The sequence below is a fragment of the Paracidobacterium acidisoli genome, from assembly GCF_003428625.2.
Lineage (GTDB): Bacteria > Acidobacteriota > Terriglobia > Terriglobales > Acidobacteriaceae > Paracidobacterium > Paracidobacterium acidisoli.
Genome location: NZ_QVQT02000007.1, coordinates 63,184 through 81,579, shown reverse-complemented (window position 1 = coordinate 81,579; position 18,396 = coordinate 63,184). Strand labels below are relative to the sequence as shown.

The following is an 18,396-nucleotide window of genomic DNA, read 5'->3' as shown; positions in this document are numbered from 1 at the left end:
TCCTTATGGGTTGGGGTAATCGTGGGCGAGCCGGATTAAGCCCTGCTCCGGCCCGAAGCGGGCGAAGTAATCCTGTTTGCGGATGTTGTCGCGGGAGTTGTTGGTCGCCATCCAGTAGCCGAGGGCATCGACTTCGAGCACCAGCTTTTTGGTGCCGCGCGGCTGGATCAGCAGAAGCTCCCGCTTCGGCACAAGCGACTCCAGCAACTCAAGCTGGGTATCGTTCAACTGGAAGGTTTCTGTGTAGAGCCTGCGGTCGATGTTGGGGTTCGACAGAAATATCTTGGTCTGGCAGGACTCATTGACAATGTGCAGCATGTCCGAAGCGGCCAGCTCCACCACGGACTGCGTGGCGAGAATCATGGCCGCGTTCTTTTTCCTCCACGTCTTTTCAGCACGAATAATCCAGTCACGGATGATCCGGTTTTTAAGGAAGATCCATCCTTCGTCGATCAGAAATATCTTGAATATCCCGACGTTCTCCGGCCTTTCTATCTCTGCAGAGGCGCGCTGCAGGACGTAGAACAGCAGCGGTTCCAGAATGTCGGGATAATCGGACCAGCCATCGAAGTTGAAGGTCTGGAAGCGCGAAAACGTCAGGGTGTCGTCTACGTTGTCGAAGAGGTAGCCGAACTGTCCGGCCTGGGTCCAACGGTGCAGGCGCTCACCCAGCGGCCCGAGGATGGATGCGAAATTAGTGAGCGTCCGAATCTCGCGGGGCAGTTTATAGATGCGCTCCAGCGCAGCGTAGAGCGCCCTCTCATCGGCGGTGGTCAGCTCATAGCGCCCACCGCCTTCGATGAGCACACGCAGGAAGAGATACAGGAAGTTCAGGTTCTCGTGCGTGGGTTCCAGCGAAAACGGATTGATGCTGAAGCCTGGGTCTTTCAGGCCGACGTTCAGATATGTCCCGCCGAAGGCCCGCGTCAGCGTCTCATAACTACCGCCGAGGTCAAAGACAAAGGTGAGCGGCTCATACTTCTGTGCGGACTGGAGAAGCGTCGATGCGCAGAAGCTCTTACCGGCGCCCGTTGCCCCAAGCATCAGGGTGTGGGCCACATCGCCCGCGTGCAGGTTCAGGAAGTAAGGAGTGCCATGTGTCGATTCGAGGACAGCGAGGTACTCGCGTTCGAGATGCGGGTTCCAGCGGAAGCCGGTATCGACGGTAAAGAGAAACGACAGGTCCGCGTAGTTGGAGTTGAGCGCCCACTGCTTGCGGAGATTGAACTGCTTATTGCCTGGGACGGTGGCGAAGAACGCGTTGAGCAGGTTGTAGCGTTCCTCATACAGCAGGCCATCGTGCTGCGTAAATAGCTTCTGGAACTCGGCGACGGCGTGCTCCACTTTCAGGCGGTCCTCGTCGTAGATCACGACGGAGAGCGTGAACTCACCGAAGTTCTTACCCTCCATGCCCATCGCGGTGAGGGCGTTGCCAAGCTCCGCGACGGCGGCGGCCTTGGAGTCGTCTACAAGGTTGTCCTGATTGCCGGTGTTTTGTTGGTCCTGAAGGTTCGAGACGAAGCTGGTCTTGGAGTTGTGGTGGTGCCGGCGCCGGGATGCAATCTCTTTGCGGGCCTTGGCATTGTCTACCGGATGCCATTCCGTGACGACATGGAAGTTCGCCGGAATGTCGAGCAGGCCATTGAGGATCAGTGGCCGGGTCTCGCCGGGAAGCTCTTTCAGTGTCAGGACGCGGAGATAGTCGTCATCCATGCGGAGGAAACCGCGATGGGCTTCCAACTCCGAACCGCATATCTGCCAGTCCAGATGACGCGCTCCGCAGAGAGGCGCGTCGTTGATCTTGGAGGGGCGGAAGTTCACAAGACGGCGCAGTATGCGAAACGTCTCTTCCGCCCCTGACAGCTCGACCGTCATCAGGTCGTTTAGCTGCCCACTCAAACTGTTGATCTTCTGCTGCAGGCGCAGGCGGTCACGCTCGATCTGTTCGTAAATCAGAGTGCGTTCGTTGTTACCGGAGAACATAGCACGCAAGTCGCGCAGAGACGAGCGCGGCTTTTTCGGTAACTGCGCGAGGGCATGCAGCAGGCCGGTCTTGGCATAGCTGCCATCGACCATCACAACCCAATAAATCTCGATACTGTAGAGCCGGTCCGCCTTCGATTGCAGAAAAGAGCTGCGCTGCTCTACTGCTGCACGCACCAGAGGACTGTCATACTCGGCGTGTGGGATCGCTGGCCGGTTGCGCTTGAACAGGATTTGATAGAGGCGGCATTTGTCGTCGAGGGAACGGAACGCGGCCTCAAGCCGTCTAACTGCGTAGTCTCTGCCGGTATGGTCGATGCTCTCGTAATCAATCCCGCCGATTCGCAGCACGGCGCCGAGGTCGCCCGATTTTGTGAGAAAGCAGTGTTCGTCCCAAAAACCATACAGGTTTACCTGGGCGGCGAACGATCCAGCCTCCTTCCAATCCTTCGTGATGTATTCAACCTTGACCATTGCGCCTCGCAATGCGGAGTTCTGCGGTATCGGGCTTCATCGGGTCGTAGCGTCTGCGGAACTTGCCGGAGTTGAAGAGCACGCGCAGAATCTCCACGTCGTGCTTTGTAGCAATGCGGGCGATAACGACGCCGACGATGAACAGGCCGATTCCGCCGAGCAATGAATGGAGCAGAGAGAAGATGGCGCCCCCGGAGATCAGAGCGACGAAGAACAACCGCCGCTCCGCTCCGAGAACAGTCAACGGACGGTTCATGGCCTTGAATACCGGACTCACTCTCGCGTCCGCTGGCTTAGACATGGATCACCTCCTCTCTAGCTCGGGAAGAGCCAGGCCATGAAGTTAACTGCGCCGATTGCCATACCCACGCCGAAGACGATCCCGGCAATGGTCTTTTTGGACTGGCCTTCGCCGTAGGCGAACATCAGTCCGCCGACAACGATTGCGACCAGCGACAGCCCGGTCGCAATCGTGCCGGTAAACGCGGTTTTGAGGACGTTGACTGCGTTGTCCCACGGATCGCTGCCTTGCTGTGCGTAGAGCGGCACAGCGGATAGCAGAAATAACGGGACTGCATAGCGGGCTAGGGGGCGGCTGCGCGCCCAACGGAAGAAAGAGCGCAGCTTCGACGAACGGGTGCTCTCCACAGGAGTCTCCTTTGGTGGTTTGCCGTCGAGTGGCCACTCTCGGTGCAACGTGCTGGATGTGAAGGTAGGGCGAGGACGGGTGCGATTGAGTGGAATTGTTTTCCACTCGGTGTCCTGTGAGGACACCATCTCCGCCGTCGGCGAGAGCGAAGCTCTAGGCGTTCAGCTTGTGCCGTGTGCTAGACAGAACAAACACGCGTGGACGGCTTCGGGCTCCTGCGTAGCGTGCCGGACAAATATAATGAATGGCTAACTCTCATTTGGAGGTTCGCGGTGGACCCAATCACATTGGCAACAGCCACCTCTGCTCTGACGGTGCTTGGAACCGAGTGCGCCAAAGGGCTGGCATCCGAGGCAGGTAAAGACGTTTGGTCGAAGGCAAAGAGTCTTTTAGGTTGGACGAAGGAGCCTGAGCCAGACCAGCTTCCGCAAGTGATCGCCACAAAACTTCACGGCGATGAAGAACTGTTGTCTCAGGCTTTGAAGCTGCTTGCAGATGCTCCCGCTCGGGACCAGTCCACTCAGATTGCCAGCTCGTTGGTCGGCAACTTGAAGTCGGAGAAAACCATTGTTGCCCAGAAAATCGATGGCGACATAACAATGTAATTTCGGAGATACGAATGGCATCGAAAGACCAACGCCCATTAGTCGGCTCACTCCGTGCTCAAAAAGCGATAGTCACAAATGTCGCTCATATCTACGAATCGCCAGTGTGGATTCCTTCCGAACGGGATCTCGCCGTCGAAATTGTGAAGGAGCTTGAGAACCGCCGCACGCTCTATAACGATTACGAACTTGAGGTGCCACGCTGGGTCGTTGAGTCTGTACGGCAGATGCGAGATGTTTTCCATCAGAAACTACTTGTCTCGCGGGACGAGGGCGCACTGACAAGTCAACTTCGGTCAATGCGTGCAGCCTGCAGAAAGTTTCTTGATACCGTGGGCGACCATGATGGCCCTCATAGAGTCATCATCGAAAATGGGTTTCAGGGTGGACCAGATAGCTGGAAGTTCTTTACAGCACTCGGCGAATTGCGTGCCGCGGTTGGGCTTGCACTTAGCCTGCTTATGGCAGCGTATGACTTGACTTGCGAAGAACAACTGGCGCGAATTTTGCCAGCAGATCCGATAGAGGACCGCAAGGGGATCAAAGGCCAGCAGCGTGGCTAAACGCATTGATGAATTCGCGCGCGCAACTGCGCGGAGATGCTCATTCCCACCATGTCAGGCAAAGAAAGCGCGGGCGCGGTGCGGGTCAAGGCTGCGGGAATCACAACTCAGAAGAGAGGTCGCCTTGAGGCGCGCTGGGCACGCGGGCACACTCACCGCATGGTGGGAATGAGAACCTGAGAGGACCGCATCTTTGCGGCGACCCTCTCTTGTACGCGCTCCAACCGAGCCGACGCTTGATGAAAATACTCTGCATCCAGCTCTACGCCGATGTACCTGCGGCCTGTCAGCAACGCTGCTGCGCATGAGCTTCCGCTGCCTGCAAATGGATCGAGTACCAACTCACCCGACAACGTGAAGCTGCGAACCAGGGGAGCCAATGCTACGACCGGCTTCTGCGTCGGATGCAGCTTGTTGCCGCTGTACGGCATATCCATCACATCTGCCAGCGGTTGCTTCGGCAGCGGTTGACTGCCCTTCGCCAGCAAGTATGCCTGTTCATGCTGATAGCTAAAGAAGCGGCTCTTGGAGCTATATGCCTTGCGGAACACGATGTGTCCGACCGGCTGAAAACCTGCTTCTTTCCATGCCTCGAAGAAAGCATCAACCTTCGTCCAGCCGTAGAACATGACTGCTACGCGGTTCTGCTTCAGCACGCGGTACGCTTCTCGCATCGCCGGTTTAAGCCAATCTGCTTTGGCGTCGTTCTGGATGGTGCGTCCATCGCGGTCGCGGTAGTTCACTAGATACGGCGGATCGGTGAGGATGAAATCGACGCTGTTTGCGGGCATCTTGCGCATGACCTGGATGCAGTCGCCCTGCGTGATGCTGTTGATGAACTGATGCTGAACTGTAGTTTGTGCTTGCATGACCTTGATCTCCTTTGTGGTCCCGGAGTGATCTCTCAGGACACCCTCCCGCAAGGGCGCGAGAGAAGGCCGCTCCCAAGACCCAGCGCCGCTTTTTCGGAAGGTTCGGAAAATCTTTTCCGTCACCGCGTTCTTTGCGGGTATTGCCGAAAAGATTTTCTGAAAGCCGAAAAAGCAGAGGCGCGCCGTGTCGCCGGGCGCGGCCTGTCTCTCTCTCGCGGTGCCTGAGAGAACATGCAGGGCACAAGGTGATGTACTGCTTTTGCAAGCATGGGACAGTTCAGGTCAGATGCCACAGGTACGCTGGGCACTCATCTGTGAGGGGGGTCAATACTGCATAATGGTAGCATTAAGAGATCGGAAGTAAGGTAGACGCTGTAGGAGGCGCTTACTTGCCGGCAATAATCCGCTGTGCCCGCTCAATGGCGGCGAGGGCGACAAAGCTGCTCAGACTGCGACGTTCCTGCTTCGCAGCCTTTTCCAGCAGCCGACGTTCTTCCTGGGTGTAGTAGGAGAACACTTTCGCTCCAAGCAGGGTCTTGCCGGTGCGCCGGGAAGGAATGTGATCCTTTTTGGCCACCGGCTTTTATGGTACTACCGCACTGCATAACAGAGGTATTATGCGACACATTGTTTGTACGGCTCGGTGGTTCCAGGGGTGGAGCTGCCATGTAGCGGCGTCTGATTCGCCAGTGTCGGGAGTTGGGCGCCGCAATTTCTTCCCACGGAGTCTGTTATGGCAAAGAGCAAGGATCACGAGGTAGTTTCATCATTGGGTCAGCCGCACAGAGCGCTTCTGTTTGAACTCAAGGGCGAGCAGACCGCCGAAGATGGTAATGCAGCGACGGTCACGACTGAGCTATTCGCCGCGCTCAGTCTGGAGGAAATCATTGCCTATGTGCGTCGGCGTCAGCAGAGCACGGAGATTCTGGAGTTGAAGGTTCTCGGCGAGGTGCAGGTGCTGTCCAGCTCAGAACATTTAGCGTAGCGTCCAGTTCGTGGATTAGCTCAGGTGAGGGTGCGTGCTCTTAATCCACGCCTCGACCAGAGTGCTGAACTCCTGAGCGCGTTGGAGAAGTTCAGCCGCTTCGGTGGCCGTGGCAATCTGTACTCCGGTGTAGTCGATCACGTTCCGCTTGCGTCTGCATCCATCGAAAAACAGCACCAGCTTGTCGGCTCGTTTCCCAAGGGCGAAGCCGGCGCACTCGAAACTGAGAGCATGATGCCCAGGAACAGCGGCCACACGGTAGCCCGCGCAGGCCGTTGCCATTCTCGCCACTTGCAAGGCCGCGTTATACGCAGTTGCGAATCGGCGATCCTCTGAAAGCGCCGGAAGAGCTGCGTCAGCCAGATCCCGCTTGACTACAGCCCGGAGTTCATCGAGTTCCTGTTTGCTCGACTGGTGCGCGTGAATCTTCCGCGCGGCGAGCAATGTTTTCCAACTCATCCTCGGTCCCTACCAGCATTATTTTCTTATTTCTCAGGACCGTCCGCAAAAAGTGGTTTTTCTCAGTAACCTTCTTTGCAAACTCGTCGAGAGAGAAAACGGTCGGGTTGACCTGTCGTCCGACCGCTACTTCCACTGCCCGCAACTTCGGACTCAATTCCATCGTGCTTACATTGCCCAGCAGCATCACGTCCACGTCGCTCTCGGCCCCCTCTTCGCCACGGGCGAGCGACCCATAGATAAAGGCAATCTTCAATCCCTTGGTGCGCTTAACCGCGTCTACGAGCATGGGGACGATGCCGCTGGTCTTTTCAACCAGTCCGCGCAGCTCTGGAAAGATCGGAGAGTCTTCATTGGCCTGAACGTAGCTTCTACGGCCATCCACACGCTTCTTGAGGATGCCGACGCGGATGAGCGCATCCACCTCTCGCTGCAGAGACGAGGGGCCGGTTCCGAGCGAAGCCGCCAACTCGCTCAGATACCATTCCTTTTCAGGCCGAAGGAACAAGGTGGTCAAAACCCCTTGCCGGGTCGGACTGATCAGCGCCGCGAGAGTGAAATCCTTACGCATATCGCGTATATTATTACGCATATTGCGTAATACATCAAGCCCGCGTTTGACGCTGCGCTTCTGGGAGTCGACTCTGGTTGCGACAAGGTATAGCTAGTCATTCGTGTTGACTATGACAATAAAAAACTTGTCATTTCGGCAACGGTGGCTTTCAGCGCGCTTCCGGGGGAGGACAGATCGCGCTTGAACTCAAGCGTAAGGTGTCCGTTCAGGACACCGAGTGGAAAGTTATTCCACGTTTTGTGCTCCCCGTGCGCTCTACGCTTCTTCTCGGCAGGAACCGTTTGAGGGGTTGCGTGGAGACTAGGAACACTCAAAAAGAAGATGAAGCGGCGTTGGAGCGCCAGTCCCGTTCAGCGCGGTCGTCGGGCCTTGGGAAGCGACTCGACCCTGCTCTCAAGTCCTGGATGGACAATGTAATTATCCCTGCGCTGGTGCGGGAGTATCTGGCCGAAATCGAGAAGCGGAATCGACTTGCAACCACCGGCAATACAGAGGTAACGTCCGACAAGGACGGTAATGAGCCATGATTCTGCGTTGCGCCGCCTATGCCCGCTACTCCAGCGATCTTCAGAGCCCACTCTCGATCGACGACCAACTCCGCATCTGCCGCGAATACGCGAAGTCTCGCGGGTTCGTCTTTCTGGAGGAACACGTCTACGTCGATGAAGCGGTAAGTGGCGTGGGCGCGGATCGTCCAGGGCTGGGTCGTCTGCTCAATGCGGCTCTGTCCGCTGCCCGTCCCTTCGATGTGATCCTGCTCGACGACAGCAGCCGCCTGGCGCGAAATACGAAGGATGCCCTCACCTTCTTCGAGAAGCTGAACTTTGCCGGCATCCGGCTCATCGCCGTCAGTCAGGGCATCGACTCGGATAATGAGCAGGCGCATGTGCTGGTCACCGTTCACGGCATGGTGGACAGCCTGTATGTGAAGGAGCTTGCCAAGAAAACACATCGTGGGCTGGAGGGGCGCGTACTACGAGGCCACCATACCGGAGGTCGCTGCTTCGGCTATGACACGGTGGCCGTGGACGGAACTACGGCTAAACAACTCGTTATCAATGAAAAAGAGGCGGTTGTGATCCGCCGAATTTTCGATATGTCGGCTAGTGGCCAGTCCCTGAAGACTATCGCAAAGACTCTGAATCACGAGTGTGTTCCTTCGCCACGACCGCGGTCGGGAAATCAGTACGCGACATGGAGTCCGACCTGTATTCGGGAGATGCTTCGCCGCGATCTCTATGTAGGAAAAGTGGTTTGGAACAGTTCGCGGTTCGTGAAGACCCCCGGTACAAACAAGCGGGTACGCCGTGCAAGGCCGGAGAGCGAATGGCGCGTTGTTCCCCACCCCGAACTCCAGATTGTCAGCGATGAGGTCTGGCGGCGGGTTCAGGATCGTCAGAAGCGCCTGATGGCCATGTACAGCGGCGCGAAGAAGGGTCTTTTGCCTCGCTCTATTACCAGTCCATACCTTCTGAGCGGAATTCTGAAATGCGGCTTGTGTGGCGGCAACTTGATCATTGTCACCGGATACACCTCTTATGGTCACTACCCGAGATACGGCTGCTCGCAGCATTTCAATCGTGGGGCTTGCGGCAACTCCGTCACGATCCGGCGTGACTGGCTGGAAAGGCGACTGCTGGAAGAGTTGCAAAATGAGGTTCTAAAGCGTGAGGCCGTCGAGTACGCGCTGGACGAGTTCGACAGTCATTTGAAGAGCGCCTTTTCCAAGCTCACAAATCAGATGGCTCACATGCGTGAGCGCAAGCAGAAACTCGAAGGGGAGTTGCGGCGGTTGACTGCTACCGCTGCGGAGACAGGACCGTCGTCGTTCCTCGTTGCCGCCATCCACGAACGGGAGCAGCAATTACGCGAGATCACCGACCAGCTTCTGGCGGGGGGAGCCGATTCTGTGGATGCACACCTGTCGGAGATTCGGGGCTTCATCACAAAGCGGCTGGGGGACCTTCAACAGTTGATCTCCGGGGAGCCTGCCGAGGCTCGCAAAGAACTGGTGAAGCACGTTTCGGAGATCCGTATGTTTCCGCAGGACGCCGATGGGGACGGAAACGGGAAATCGCACTATGTTGCCGAGGGAACGTGGCATCTGGTCGGCGGGGAGGAGGAAACGGGCAATGTAATGTCGCCGCAAATTTGGAGCGTTGCAGACCCCCGCAACCATTCCAGCATTTAGAATCAATAATTTGCAAGATTTATGCTTGCTCAAGAGAATCAATTGCTTGCATACGCAGGTTCAAATCATCCCCCGCAACCATCACAAATTTTGGCTGCTGATCGCTCAAGGTTGAGCAATTGAGGATAATAGGCTGGTTCTCAGTTAGGTGCAGAAAACTATATGTCCATTTTGACTGGCCAGTTCCGATATTCGTCGGATTGCAATGACAGCCTCAGGTTTTGTGCAGTCGAAAACACCGGTCGCGGCCCAGGATAACCACAAGAGGGTAATCTGGAACGTACCCAGTCCTACATATTGCGGTTTTAGATAGATTAGAAAGGAGCGACTTCTAAGGAGTTCGTAGCGCTGGTAGGTATTTGGGGGAACGGTTGGGAACGATTTTTACCTGTGGAAAAGTGGCGATATCCCGGGCTCGGCAAGACTAAAGTGAAAAAGTCGGGCTGCTGGGCCATCCTCCGGAAGAAAGTAAAGATCGTTTCCCTTAATTGCCATCCCCTCGCTCGTATAGGGCTTACCTCTGTCAGTGCTTCCGCTGTGAAGGCTGCGCACAGGCTTCATCGATGGCCAGGAATACCAATCGACGGCACCGCCGCCTGAGCCGACAAGATCACCGTCAGCGGCGAATTTAATGTCCTGATAGCCATGCCCGGAGCGGTTGTCTATCACACGCACCCGCTTCCCTTCTACGTTCCAGACATAAAGCTGCGCACTATCCCAGTTCCCGCCGACGAGGCTGTCGTCTGTCACCGCCAGGCAGCCAATATGGTCAGGAACCACAATTCTTCGTTTTACTCTCAGCGTATTCTTATCCAGTTCCACCAATACCGCGGAACTGTGAGGCTTATATTCAGCAACCGGAACCCAAATGGAATCCTTATAGATGGAAAATCCGCCGGGATGATAACGCCGGCCATCCGTAAGGTCCACTGTGCGTTCCAGCTTTGCTGTCGTCCGGTTGAACTGATGCAGATATGCCCTTTTGTTTTGGCTATCCACCGAGGTCACCCAGACATGTTCCTGGTCAAGATCGATGCCTTGCACATGGTAGACCGTTCCTTCCAATGAAGTAATGTCCACAAGCCGCGCGCTTTCGATGCCGGCAATCCATGCCGGTTTTGCCGATTCTGCCTGTTGTGAAACCAAAGGCTGCATGGCGGGCACGCAGCACAGGAATGTTAAGAACACCTGTCGAAAAAACCTGCTCTTGGTCATCTGCTCCCTCGTTGGAACGGGTCCGATCAAGGATCTCAGTTCTTCTAAAAGAAGAATGGATGGATTACGGTGGCCTGCCCGGTAATTTGTACCAGCGAGATTGTCAGTGTAGCGCAGCGCATTGTTCATCGTTTGTACAAGTGAGAGTGGTACAGTCTTTTCGCAAATACATTGAGAGATTAAGAACAGGCGGCGGTGCTTCGTTGAATCCCCCATTACCCTTAGAAGAACCCAATCATGGGAGCCAGGATGAGTTTGGGGCGACAGCAAAGAGCATTCATGCGGAGTCATGGAAGCGAATCTTTCACTACGCATACTCCCTGGTGCATGACTGGGCTGAAGCAGAGGACCTGACGCAGGAAACATTCGTCGAATTGTTTCGTGCGGAAGCTACAGGCAAGACAGTGGAATGGGTGGGGGCATGGATGCGAGTTGTGACCAGGCGTCTGGCCTCTCGCAGTTTTCGTGAGCGGCGACCGGATTTGCACACCTCTCTGGATACCGTGACCGATGACGGCAGGCGCACAGTGCTGGATGTTCCGGATAGTCAGCCTTCTCCAGAAGCGCGTGTGATTGACCAGGCCATGGTTCGCCTGAGCGCAAAGGTATTGAGCGAGCTTTCTGAGCGCGAGCGCGAGTGCGTCCTGATGTATTTCCGGGGATATGATTATGCCCGAATTGCCTCGGTGCTCGGAATATCCCGATGGACGGCGCGTAGAGTTACTCTGAGTGTGGTAAAAAAAGTTCGCGCCAGGTTGCAGCCTGCACAGAAACGATGAGAGTTAAACACCTTACAGAAGAAGCGTTGCTGGAACTGGCCGGGCAACGGCTCTCGACGAATGATCGGCAGTTAGCGGAAAAGCATCTGGTGGAGTGCGCTGCCTGCCGCAGGGAGTTCGCGGATTTCCAATTCGTACATTCTGTGATCGGGCACATGGCGGAGATCGGATACCAGGAGGCTTTAGGGGAGCCTGCCCGGGATCTGATAAAGAATCGGAAGGAATTTGCGTTCCCCTGGACGCCCGCGCTTGCCGTGGTCGCGGGTTGCCTCTGTGTCCTGGCCATTCTTCTTTTCTATCCGCGCATGATTCCGGCGGTAAACGCCAGCGAACTCCTCTCGGATGCGATGCAGCATGAGACCGATGGGAGCAAAGCTGCAGGATTCCGAATCCAGGTGAGCGGGCAAATCTGCGCCAGCGGAAGACGAAGCGAGCAACTGGTTTTGCTGGAAACATCCGTGCGCTGCCACAGCGCATTGCAGCACATAAACAAAACACGATGGGCCAGCGGGAACCCGCTTTCAGCGCGAACCTATGCGGCGTGGCGATCGGCGCTGAAGCACCGTACGGACCATGTCATAAAAAATAATGCTTCATGGGAAATCCGGACGATTGCAGAAGAAGATGATACCGTTCGCGAGGCAAGCCTGGAATTGCGAGCCTCCGATTTCCATCCAACGAAATTGACGCTGGATTTCATCGACGACGAAGAAGTTAGTATTTCCGAAGATACTGAGCCTTTGCCGGCGGTATTGCCAGTAGCTGACATTGTCACTAAGGTAGTTCCTCCAAAGCCGCAATATGTGGATAATCCGGGCGACTTATTGGAGGTACAGGCCTGGATGGCATTGCATCAACTAAATGCTGATTCCGGCTGGGAAGCGATCGTTCTGCGGAACGGCCCGGATGTCCGGGTAAAGGCAGTTGTCCCGGACGATAACCGGAAACAGGCAGTGGAAAAAGAGTTTGCGGCATACCCCGGCATCTCATTGGAGATTCATTTCGCCGCGAATCCGGGCGACATCAGCGATCTGTTTCCCGCCAGGATTCACATCACGGGAGAAGCGCCGGCGCTGGCAACAGACTGGCTCAGGCAGCAGTACGAGAATTCGGAAGCCAGAGCCGAGTTCAGCAATCAGGCGCTGCGATTTTCTCAGAAGATTCTTGGACGTGCCTTTATTGTCGACAAGCTGGAAAAGCGGCGTGCTGCCCTGGCGCATTGCTCCTGCGAAAAAGACATGGCCGCGCTTGTTGAAGCAGAAAAACGGAGTTTGGGAGAATTGGAGGCCGGACTCTCTGCAAATATCGAGCCCATGTTCAGCGCGCGTCCAGGCTCTTCTTCGCATGTGCTTACGCTTGCCGAAGCAATGCGCCTGGATGCTTCTTTGCACGAACTTCTGTGGCGCGGCTCAGATTCGGCCGATACAACTTTCGACGCCAGTCTGCAGCAGGTGAACAGCCTTCTGATTCGAAACTGACATAGCTGAGCACAGGCGCTGCTCGACACGTTACAAGTGCGCTTGTCTCTCGTGCCTTGAAAGCAAATCGCTATCACGAGCCGAAATTCTTCGTACTTTAATATCAATCCTGCACCCTCCTCTAGAAAAACTCCACCTTATCAACACGCAAAACATAGCCGGCTTTTCTGTATCGACCACAGGTCTTGCCTGGCGCATGGAAGCGCATTTTTTCAATTTTTTTAGGAGGATGTATGCAGGCGTTTAGCCGGACCTTTGCAGGGTGGCCACGACGAGTCGCGCTTTTCTGTGTGTTAATTTTTTCTCTTTACAGCGTGTCTGCAAGCGCTCAGGAATATCGCGCCAGCGTCACAGGTACTGTTGCAGATCAGACCGGAGCTGCTGTTCCCAGTGCAAAGGTCACGCTCCACAATCAGGCAACGGGTGTCGAAGCAATTGTTAAGTCAGATGCGGGAGGCGATTATGCTCTGAACTATATCGACCCTGGGACGTATGTGCTTTCCGTGGATGCTTCCGGCTTTCAACACTGGGAGATGCGCGATCTGAAGCTTGATACCGCTCAGGAGGTCAAGGTGAACGTGACGCTGAAAGTCAGCGGAACGTCTGCCAACATCACGGTTGTCAGCGGTGAAGATGCAGTGCTGGAAACTGCGAATGCGGACGTATCTCAACTGTTCGACAAAAAAGACATGAGCGAGCTCCCGCTTGCCGATTCAAATCCGGTTATGGTTCTTCGTCTGTTAGGCGGAGGCGTGTGGACAGGAAACCCATATTACAGCCGTGTATTTGACAATGGCGCGATCACCGCATTTCAAATGAATGGAGTTCCCGGAGCAAGCTCGTTTTATCTGAACGGCATACCCGATAACGGCGTCGACAGCACTTTTACAAGCATTAATACTTATACAAGGATGGCATTTGTGCCTCCGACGGAAGCTATTGATCAAGTCAAAGTGCTATCCCAATGGTACAACTCATCTGATGGGAATACAGCAGGCGCAAACGTCAATCTGAATACAAAGAGCGGCACAAATACTCCTCACGGCGCTCTTTATGAGTATTTTGAAAACGAAGCATTGAATGCAAATACCTTTAAAGCAAATCTTCTCGGCCAGCGCCGGTCGGAACAGCGCTCGAATCATTTCGGCGGCACAATTGGCGGTCCCGTCATGATTCCTCATATTTATGACGGCAGGAACAAGACCTTTTTCTTCTTCTTTCTGGATAATGTTCTTGATTACACTCCCTCGCCAGCCAACTTTACAGTTCCGACGCAGAAGATGCGGGGCGGCGACCTGTCAGAGATTTGCACGACGGGTTTTGTCAACGGTATCTGCAGCAACCCCAACCAGCAGATCTACAATCCGTTTTCCGCCACCGCAACGAGCGGAGGTCACGTAATTCGCGCCCCATTCCTGAATAATCAGATTCCTTCCAATCTCATCAATTCAATTGGATCGAAATACATGACTTACTTCCCGTTGCCGAATATTCCCGGAGCTGCGGCAGATGGATCGGTCAACTACTATAGCCCGGATGCTCAGACCGACAACTACCATGCCTGGCTGCTGCGCATAGATCACTACATCGGCACCAACCAGCATCTGGCGGCAGATTACTTCCAGAGCCATCGGGTAAATGGAATCAATAACTGGACTCAGGCGGTTGATGGAATAAATCCATCATCGGCGTCCTATCTAATCGATAACCACGGGTTTGGCATTACGGATACGGTCACGTTATCTCCAACCACTGTTCTGGATGCACGGCTTGGCTTCAATCGCTACGAACAGAGCTATAACTCCGCAGCCATGGGGTTCGATTACACATCTTTAGGATTTCCGAGCTCAGTTGTTCGGCAATTCGGCGCTCCCGCCTACTTTCCGTATTTCACCAGCACAGACTTTTCGGAATTGAATTCAAGATCGATCCTTGACAGACCTGGCAATATATACACCGCGGCAGCCGCCATCACCAAGAGCTTTGGGTCGCATCTTCTTAAGTTCGGCTATGAAGGTACGCTCTACCGCATAAACGCCTATTCGCCAGGGAATAACAATGGCACGTATACCTTCAACGGCAATTTCACAAGCCAGACGGATACCAGCGCAACGGAATTCGGAATGGGAATTGCCAGCCTCCTGACCGGTCTGCCGACAAGCGGCAGCATTGACGTGGATGCCAGCTACGCTGGACAAAGTCTGTATCACGCGGCCTTCGTTCAGGATGAATGGAAGATAATGCCCAGGCTCACGCTCACCGCAGGCTTGCGCTACGAGTATGAGGGAGCACCGACTGAGCGCTATAACCGCAATGCACGCGGATTCGACCTGACCTCCGCGAATCCGATACAGGCGGGCGCGCAGGCTGCCTTTGCAGCGAGTTTTCCGAATGGGTTGAATGTTGGATCTGGACTCCCCGTGAAGTCGAGCCTTTCCGTGCTGGGCGGTTACACCTTTGCAGATAGTCAGCACCGCAGCTTCTTTAATACGGATTACGCGGTCTTTATGCCGCGGGTTGGCCTGGCCTATACCGTGCATGACGGAACCGTCCTGCGCGGTGGTGTCGGTCTGTACAAAATACCCTGGGTGACGACAATGGACAACTATGCCGGCGGCAACCTCGCCGGCTTCAGCCAGACCACAACCATGGTGCCTACCATAAACAATGGCCTGACGTTTGACGCCAATATCAGCAATCCATTTCCAAACGGAGTGATCCAACCAACAGGTTCGAGTCTTGGACTTACCCAGAATCTTGGGCAGGGTGCAACCTTTTTCCCTCTGAATCCGCTGACATCCTATGCAATGCACTGGACGGCAGAAGTCCAGCAGGCATTGCCTGACAAACTGGTTGCCGACGTCGTGTATGTTGGGTCAACAGGGTGGCACATAAGCAACAACAGTAATCTTCCCGGCGCGGTTCCGGAGCAATATCTCTCCACAATGAAGACCCGGGATACCAATCTGATCAGCGAACTGACCGCACAGGTGCCAAATCCATTTCAGGGGCTCCTGGGCTCTACCACCGTCAATTCCACAAGCCTGAATCAGAGCAGCACAACTTCGGTCTATCAACTGTTGGGAGCTATGCCTCAGTTCACTTCCGTAACCGAGACAGTCTTTAACGCATCGTTTAATTATCAGGCTATGGAGGCACGCCTCATACGCCGCTTTGGCAATGGATATTCGTTCAACGTGCTTTATAACTGGTCAAAGGATATCCAGCGCAGTGGATTTAACAACGACTTTCAGGTGCTGCCGGTCCGCTCGCTTTCCCCGTACGACGTTCCCAATCACCTCACGGCGACGTTCGTTGCGGAGCTTCCAATTGGAAGGGGTCGTAAGTGGCTGAATACGCTTCCGGGATGGGCGGATGCTTTCCTCGGCGGATGGCAGGCCACCGGCATGTACCAGGGAGAGAGCGGCACGCCTCTCGATTTCGGCAATGTGTATTTCTCCGGCGATCCCCAAAAGCTGCATTTCAATTACAAGCATTCACTCATTGGAACCGGACAACCGCTGATAGATGTAAGCGGTTTCTATCTTCCCACAGCTCCCGGAGGCGGTTCATGGAGTTCATCGGCAGCCATGCGTGCTGACTCCAGAATTAACCTGCAGTACAACGTTCGCTATATGCCAAACAATATGGGAAACACGCGTTCGCCGATACAGAACGTTATCGACCTGGCTGCGAAGAAAAAATTCCGCGTGTCGGATCGACTCTCGGTTGAGACAAGCGCAAATTTCATCAATGCTTTCAATCATCCGTGGTTTTCAAGTCCCTATACCACACCATCGGCAGCTACGTTTGGAACACTCGATGGCAGCCAGAGAAATACTCCACGCTTTATCCAACTCTTCGCAAAGGTCATTTTCTAAGACAAACACCGTGTAACGAAAAATCTCCTCCGCGCCACAAAATGGTGCGGAGGAGATTTGAGCTTCCTCACTTCTGCTCACCCAACTCCAGACGCTTCAGCTTTGCGTACTCCTGCTCCAGTTTCTTCCACCCCTTCGTCTAATCAACCTGCAGCCCGCCATACTCTTTGCGTCAGCGGAAATACGTCTGCTCCACAATCTCCGCTTTCTTGCAAGCCTGGGCCGTCGTCTTGCCGCTAGCTGCTGCCGCTCCGATCTGGTGAAGCAGATTCACTATGAAAGAGCAATTTCGAGCGTATTTTAACTCCATCGTAGCTGCTGAATCGTCAGATGCTCCCGCGAGGGGAGCGACCACCCAAGAGTCTCAGCGTCGCCCCTGCTGAGGCCCGTTTCAATCCACGCTCCCGCGAGGGGAGCGACGTCGCGCTTGCTGGGCACCTCCCCATGGCTACCGCGGTTTCAATCCACGCTCCCGCGAGGGGAGCGACAACATCCGGTTGCGAACAGCGCAGAGAGCGTCAGGTTTCAATCCACGCTCCCGCGAGGGGAGCGACATTGGCGGTCTGGGAGTTCTCCGTTACCTCGCGCCGTTTCAATCCACGCTCCCGCGAGGGGAGCGACTCCGGCCCAGGGTGCGACGACTTCGACGCCCACGCAGTTTCAATCCACGCTCCCGCGAGGGGAGCGACATTCAGGGACAGCGCACGATGGCCACGGCGTTCACGGTTTCAATCCACGCTCCCGCGAGGGGAGCGACGTTTGCGACTCCCGCATGCCTCCGAAAGGGGCTAGACGTTTCAATCCACGCTCCCGCGAGGGGAGCGACCCTCGACCGGTTGGTCGGATGAGTCAGGCTTCAGTTTCAATCCACGCTCCCGCGAGGGGAGCGACGTGAACTGTGGCTCGAATCACCCCAGAGTCATACTGTTTCAATCCACGCTCCCGCGAGGGGAGCGACGTTGGGTAGTGCGTCACTGCGGCCATCCGACCGCGTTTCAATCCACGCTCCCGCGAGGGGAGCGACGCGCCACGGCTGCTTTCAACGTGGCGCTCGGAACGTTTCAATCCACGCTCCCGCGAGGGGAGCGACACGACGACGCGCTGGCCACACTCGCAAACATGGCCGTTTCAATCCACGCTCCCGCGAGGGGAGCGACGATGTCTGTAAGTGCTCCGCGCCCTCGTTAAACGTGTTTCAATCCACGCTCCCGCGAGGGGAGCGACGGCAACATAATCAGCGATGCTTACGACCCATGCGGTTTCAATCCACGCTCCCGCGAGGGGAGCGACCCATTACCGGACCTCGCTCACGCATTCGCCCAGTGTGTTTCAATCCACGCTCCCGCGAGGGGAGCGACGCCGGCCGCGGCGTAGCCGTAGACGGCGACCATATGTTTCAATCCACGCTCCCGCGAGGGGAGCGACTGCAGCTCCTGCGCTTGCTCACGGTTGAGGTTAGTTTCAATCCACGCTCCCGCGAGGGGAGCGACGTCGGCGTGGCGATGCGCAGCCGGATAAATCTCGGGTTTCAATCCACGCTCCCGCGAGGGGAGCGACAATCAATCCCGTCTATGCGTTCCCACATAGGTTGTTTCAATCCACGCTCCCGCGAGGGGAGCGACGCAACTCAACGTCGCAGTCGAGGTGTCCTCATACTGGTTTCAATCCACGCTCCCGCGAGGGGAGCG

Annotated in this window: 15 protein-coding genes and 1 CRISPR repeat array (1 of these 16 only partly in view); of the genes, 7 read left to right on the top strand and 8 right to left on the bottom strand. The window is 55.5% G+C overall.

Translation table 11 applies throughout. The features are described from left to right. Positions 1-3: 3 nt before the first annotated feature. The 3 genes from D0Y96_RS18295 to D0Y96_RS18285 are packed head-to-tail and all read right to left on the bottom strand — an operon-like array spanning position 4 to position 3,234. Positions 4-2,457 carry a VirB4 family type IV secretion system protein gene (locus D0Y96_RS18295; RefSeq protein WP_117302898.1) on the bottom strand — a complete coding sequence of 818 codons (2,454 nt, stop codon included), beginning with the start codon at positions 2,455-2,457 and terminating at the stop codon, positions 4-6. Then, positions 2,444-2,758: a VirB3 family type IV secretion system protein gene (locus D0Y96_RS18290; protein ID WP_117302894.1), complete on the bottom strand. Its 315-nt coding sequence runs from the start codon at positions 2,756-2,758 to the stop codon at positions 2,444-2,446. Before D0Y96_RS18290 ends, D0Y96_RS18295 begins: the two co-directional genes overlap by 14 nt. A 14-nt stretch (positions 2,759-2,772) precedes the next feature. Continuing rightward, positions 2,773-3,234 (bottom strand): TrbC/VirB2 family protein, encoded by a 462-nt coding sequence (locus D0Y96_RS18285; protein ID WP_117302891.1) that lies wholly within the window; start codon positions 3,232-3,234, stop codon positions 2,773-2,775. 144 nt (positions 3,235-3,378) lie between these two features. Between D0Y96_RS18285 and D0Y96_RS18280 the strand changes: the two genes are divergently transcribed. Together D0Y96_RS18280 and D0Y96_RS18275 are read left to right on the top strand one after the other, a co-directional pair. Further along, positions 3,379-3,711, top strand: coding sequence for a hypothetical protein (locus tag D0Y96_RS18280; protein ID WP_147325135.1), 333 nt, complete (start codon positions 3,379-3,381; stop codon positions 3,709-3,711). Between the two features lie 14 nt (positions 3,712-3,725). Further along, positions 3,726-4,274 (top strand): DUF6650 family protein, encoded by a 549-nt coding sequence (locus D0Y96_RS18275; RefSeq protein WP_117302886.1) that lies wholly within the window; start codon positions 3,726-3,728, stop codon positions 4,272-4,274. A gap of 152 nt (positions 4,275-4,426) precedes the next feature. On the opposite strand, the gene D0Y96_RS18270 is transcribed toward D0Y96_RS18275, so the two are convergent. Further along, positions 4,427-5,143, bottom strand: coding sequence for a DNA methyltransferase (locus D0Y96_RS18270; RefSeq protein ID WP_117303149.1), 717 nt, complete (start codon positions 5,141-5,143; stop codon positions 4,427-4,429). Positions 5,144-5,531: 388 nt separating this feature from the next. Further along, the gene (locus tag D0Y96_RS20535; RefSeq protein WP_117302883.1) at positions 5,532-5,723 is read right to left on the bottom strand and encodes a type II toxin -antitoxin system TacA 1-like antitoxin; all 192 of its coding nucleotides are present in this window, start codon (positions 5,721-5,723) and stop codon (positions 5,532-5,534) included. Positions 5,724-5,879: 156 nt separating this feature from the next. On the opposite strand from D0Y96_RS20535, the gene D0Y96_RS18260 reads away from it, so the two are divergent. Next, positions 5,880-6,131 carry a hypothetical protein gene (locus D0Y96_RS18260; RefSeq protein WP_117302881.1) on the top strand — a complete coding sequence of 84 codons (252 nt, stop codon included), beginning with the start codon at positions 5,880-5,882 and terminating at the stop codon, positions 6,129-6,131. 15 nt (positions 6,132-6,146) lie between these two features. Here the strand turns inward: D0Y96_RS18260 and D0Y96_RS18255 are convergent, their stop codons facing one another. Beyond that, the gene (locus D0Y96_RS18255) at positions 6,147-6,413 is read right to left on the bottom strand and encodes a hypothetical protein (RefSeq protein WP_147325134.1); all 267 of its coding nucleotides are present in this window, start codon (positions 6,411-6,413) and stop codon (positions 6,147-6,149) included. 106 nt (positions 6,414-6,519) lie between these two features. Next, positions 6,520-7,161: a nucleotidyltransferase domain-containing protein gene (locus D0Y96_RS18250; protein WP_158562478.1), complete on the bottom strand. Its 642-nt coding sequence runs from the start codon at positions 7,159-7,161 to the stop codon at positions 6,520-6,522. Positions 7,162-7,687: 526 nt separating this feature from the next. On the opposite strand from D0Y96_RS18250, the gene D0Y96_RS18245 reads away from it, so the two are divergent. After that, a complete protein-coding gene (locus D0Y96_RS18245; RefSeq protein WP_117302871.1) occupies positions 7,688-9,355 on the top strand; it encodes a recombinase family protein in 1,668 nt (555 codons plus the stop codon). A 384-nt stretch (positions 9,356-9,739) separates the two neighbouring features. Here the strand turns inward: D0Y96_RS18245 and D0Y96_RS18240 are convergent, their stop codons facing one another. Then, positions 9,740-10,570 carry a DUF6454 family protein gene (locus tag D0Y96_RS18240; protein WP_158562477.1) on the bottom strand — a complete coding sequence of 277 codons (831 nt, stop codon included), beginning with the start codon at positions 10,568-10,570 and terminating at the stop codon, positions 9,740-9,742. A gap of 59 nt (positions 10,571-10,629) precedes the next feature. Here D0Y96_RS18240 and D0Y96_RS18235 point away from each other — a divergent pair, with 59 nt between their 5' ends. From D0Y96_RS18235 to D0Y96_RS18225, 3 genes are all read left to right on the top strand, one after another. Further along, positions 10,630-11,349: an RNA polymerase sigma factor gene (locus D0Y96_RS18235; RefSeq protein ID WP_158562476.1), complete on the top strand. Its 720-nt coding sequence runs from the start codon at positions 10,630-10,632 to the stop codon at positions 11,347-11,349. Further along, a complete protein-coding gene (locus D0Y96_RS18230) occupies positions 11,346-12,827 on the top strand; it encodes a hypothetical protein (protein ID WP_117302865.1) in 1,482 nt (493 codons plus the stop codon). The genes D0Y96_RS18235 and D0Y96_RS18230 overlap by 4 nt, the downstream gene beginning before the upstream one ends. A 233-nt stretch (positions 12,828-13,060) precedes the next feature. Further along, on the top strand, positions 13,061-16,708 hold the full coding sequence (locus tag D0Y96_RS18225; protein WP_117302863.1) for a TonB-dependent receptor: 3,648 nt from the start codon (positions 13,061-13,063) through the stop codon (positions 16,706-16,708). A 388-nt stretch (positions 16,709-17,096) separates the two neighbouring features. Then, positions 17,097-18,396: a CRISPR direct-repeat array (repeat unit 32 nt; unit sequence GTTTCAATCCACGCTCCCGCGAGGGGAGCGAC); it runs 5,211 nt beyond the window's last position.

Excerpts from the sequence above, each read along its gene's own strand:
- D0Y96_RS18250 (WP_158562478.1), bottom strand. The coding sequence starts at position 7,161 with ATGCGTAAGGATTTCACTCTCGCGGCGCTGATCAGTCCGACCCGGCAA.
- D0Y96_RS18290 (WP_117302894.1), bottom strand. The coding sequence starts at position 2,758 with ATGTCTAAGCCAGCGGACGCGAGAGTGAGTCCGGTATTCAAGGCCATG.
- D0Y96_RS18235 (WP_158562476.1), top strand. The coding sequence starts at position 10,630 with ATGGATTACGGTGGCCTGCCCGGTAATTTGTACCAGCGAGATTGTCAG.
- D0Y96_RS18255 (WP_147325134.1), bottom strand. The coding sequence starts at position 6,413 with ATGGCAACGGCCTGCGCGGGCTACCGTGTGGCCGCTGTTCCTGGGCAT.
- D0Y96_RS18225 (WP_117302863.1), top strand. The coding sequence starts at position 13,061 with ATGCAGGCGTTTAGCCGGACCTTTGCAGGGTGGCCACGACGAGTCGCG.
- D0Y96_RS18295 (WP_117302898.1), bottom strand. The coding sequence starts at position 2,457 with ATGGTCAAGGTTGAATACATCACGAAGGATTGGAAGGAGGCTGGATCG.
- D0Y96_RS18275 (WP_117302886.1), top strand. The coding sequence starts at position 3,726 with ATGGCATCGAAAGACCAACGCCCATTAGTCGGCTCACTCCGTGCTCAA.
- D0Y96_RS18285 (WP_117302891.1), bottom strand. The coding sequence starts at position 3,234 with ATGGTGTCCTCACAGGACACCGAGTGGAAAACAATTCCACTCAATCGC.
- D0Y96_RS18245 (WP_117302871.1), top strand. The coding sequence starts at position 7,688 with ATGATTCTGCGTTGCGCCGCCTATGCCCGCTACTCCAGCGATCTTCAG.
- D0Y96_RS18230 (WP_117302865.1), top strand. The coding sequence starts at position 11,346 with ATGAGAGTTAAACACCTTACAGAAGAAGCGTTGCTGGAACTGGCCGGG.
- D0Y96_RS18260 (WP_117302881.1), top strand. The coding sequence starts at position 5,880 with ATGGCAAAGAGCAAGGATCACGAGGTAGTTTCATCATTGGGTCAGCCG.
- D0Y96_RS18270 (WP_117303149.1), bottom strand. The coding sequence starts at position 5,143 with ATGCAAGCACAAACTACAGTTCAGCATCAGTTCATCAACAGCATCACG.
- D0Y96_RS18240 (WP_158562477.1), bottom strand. The coding sequence starts at position 10,570 with ATGACCAAGAGCAGGTTTTTTCGACAGGTGTTCTTAACATTCCTGTGC.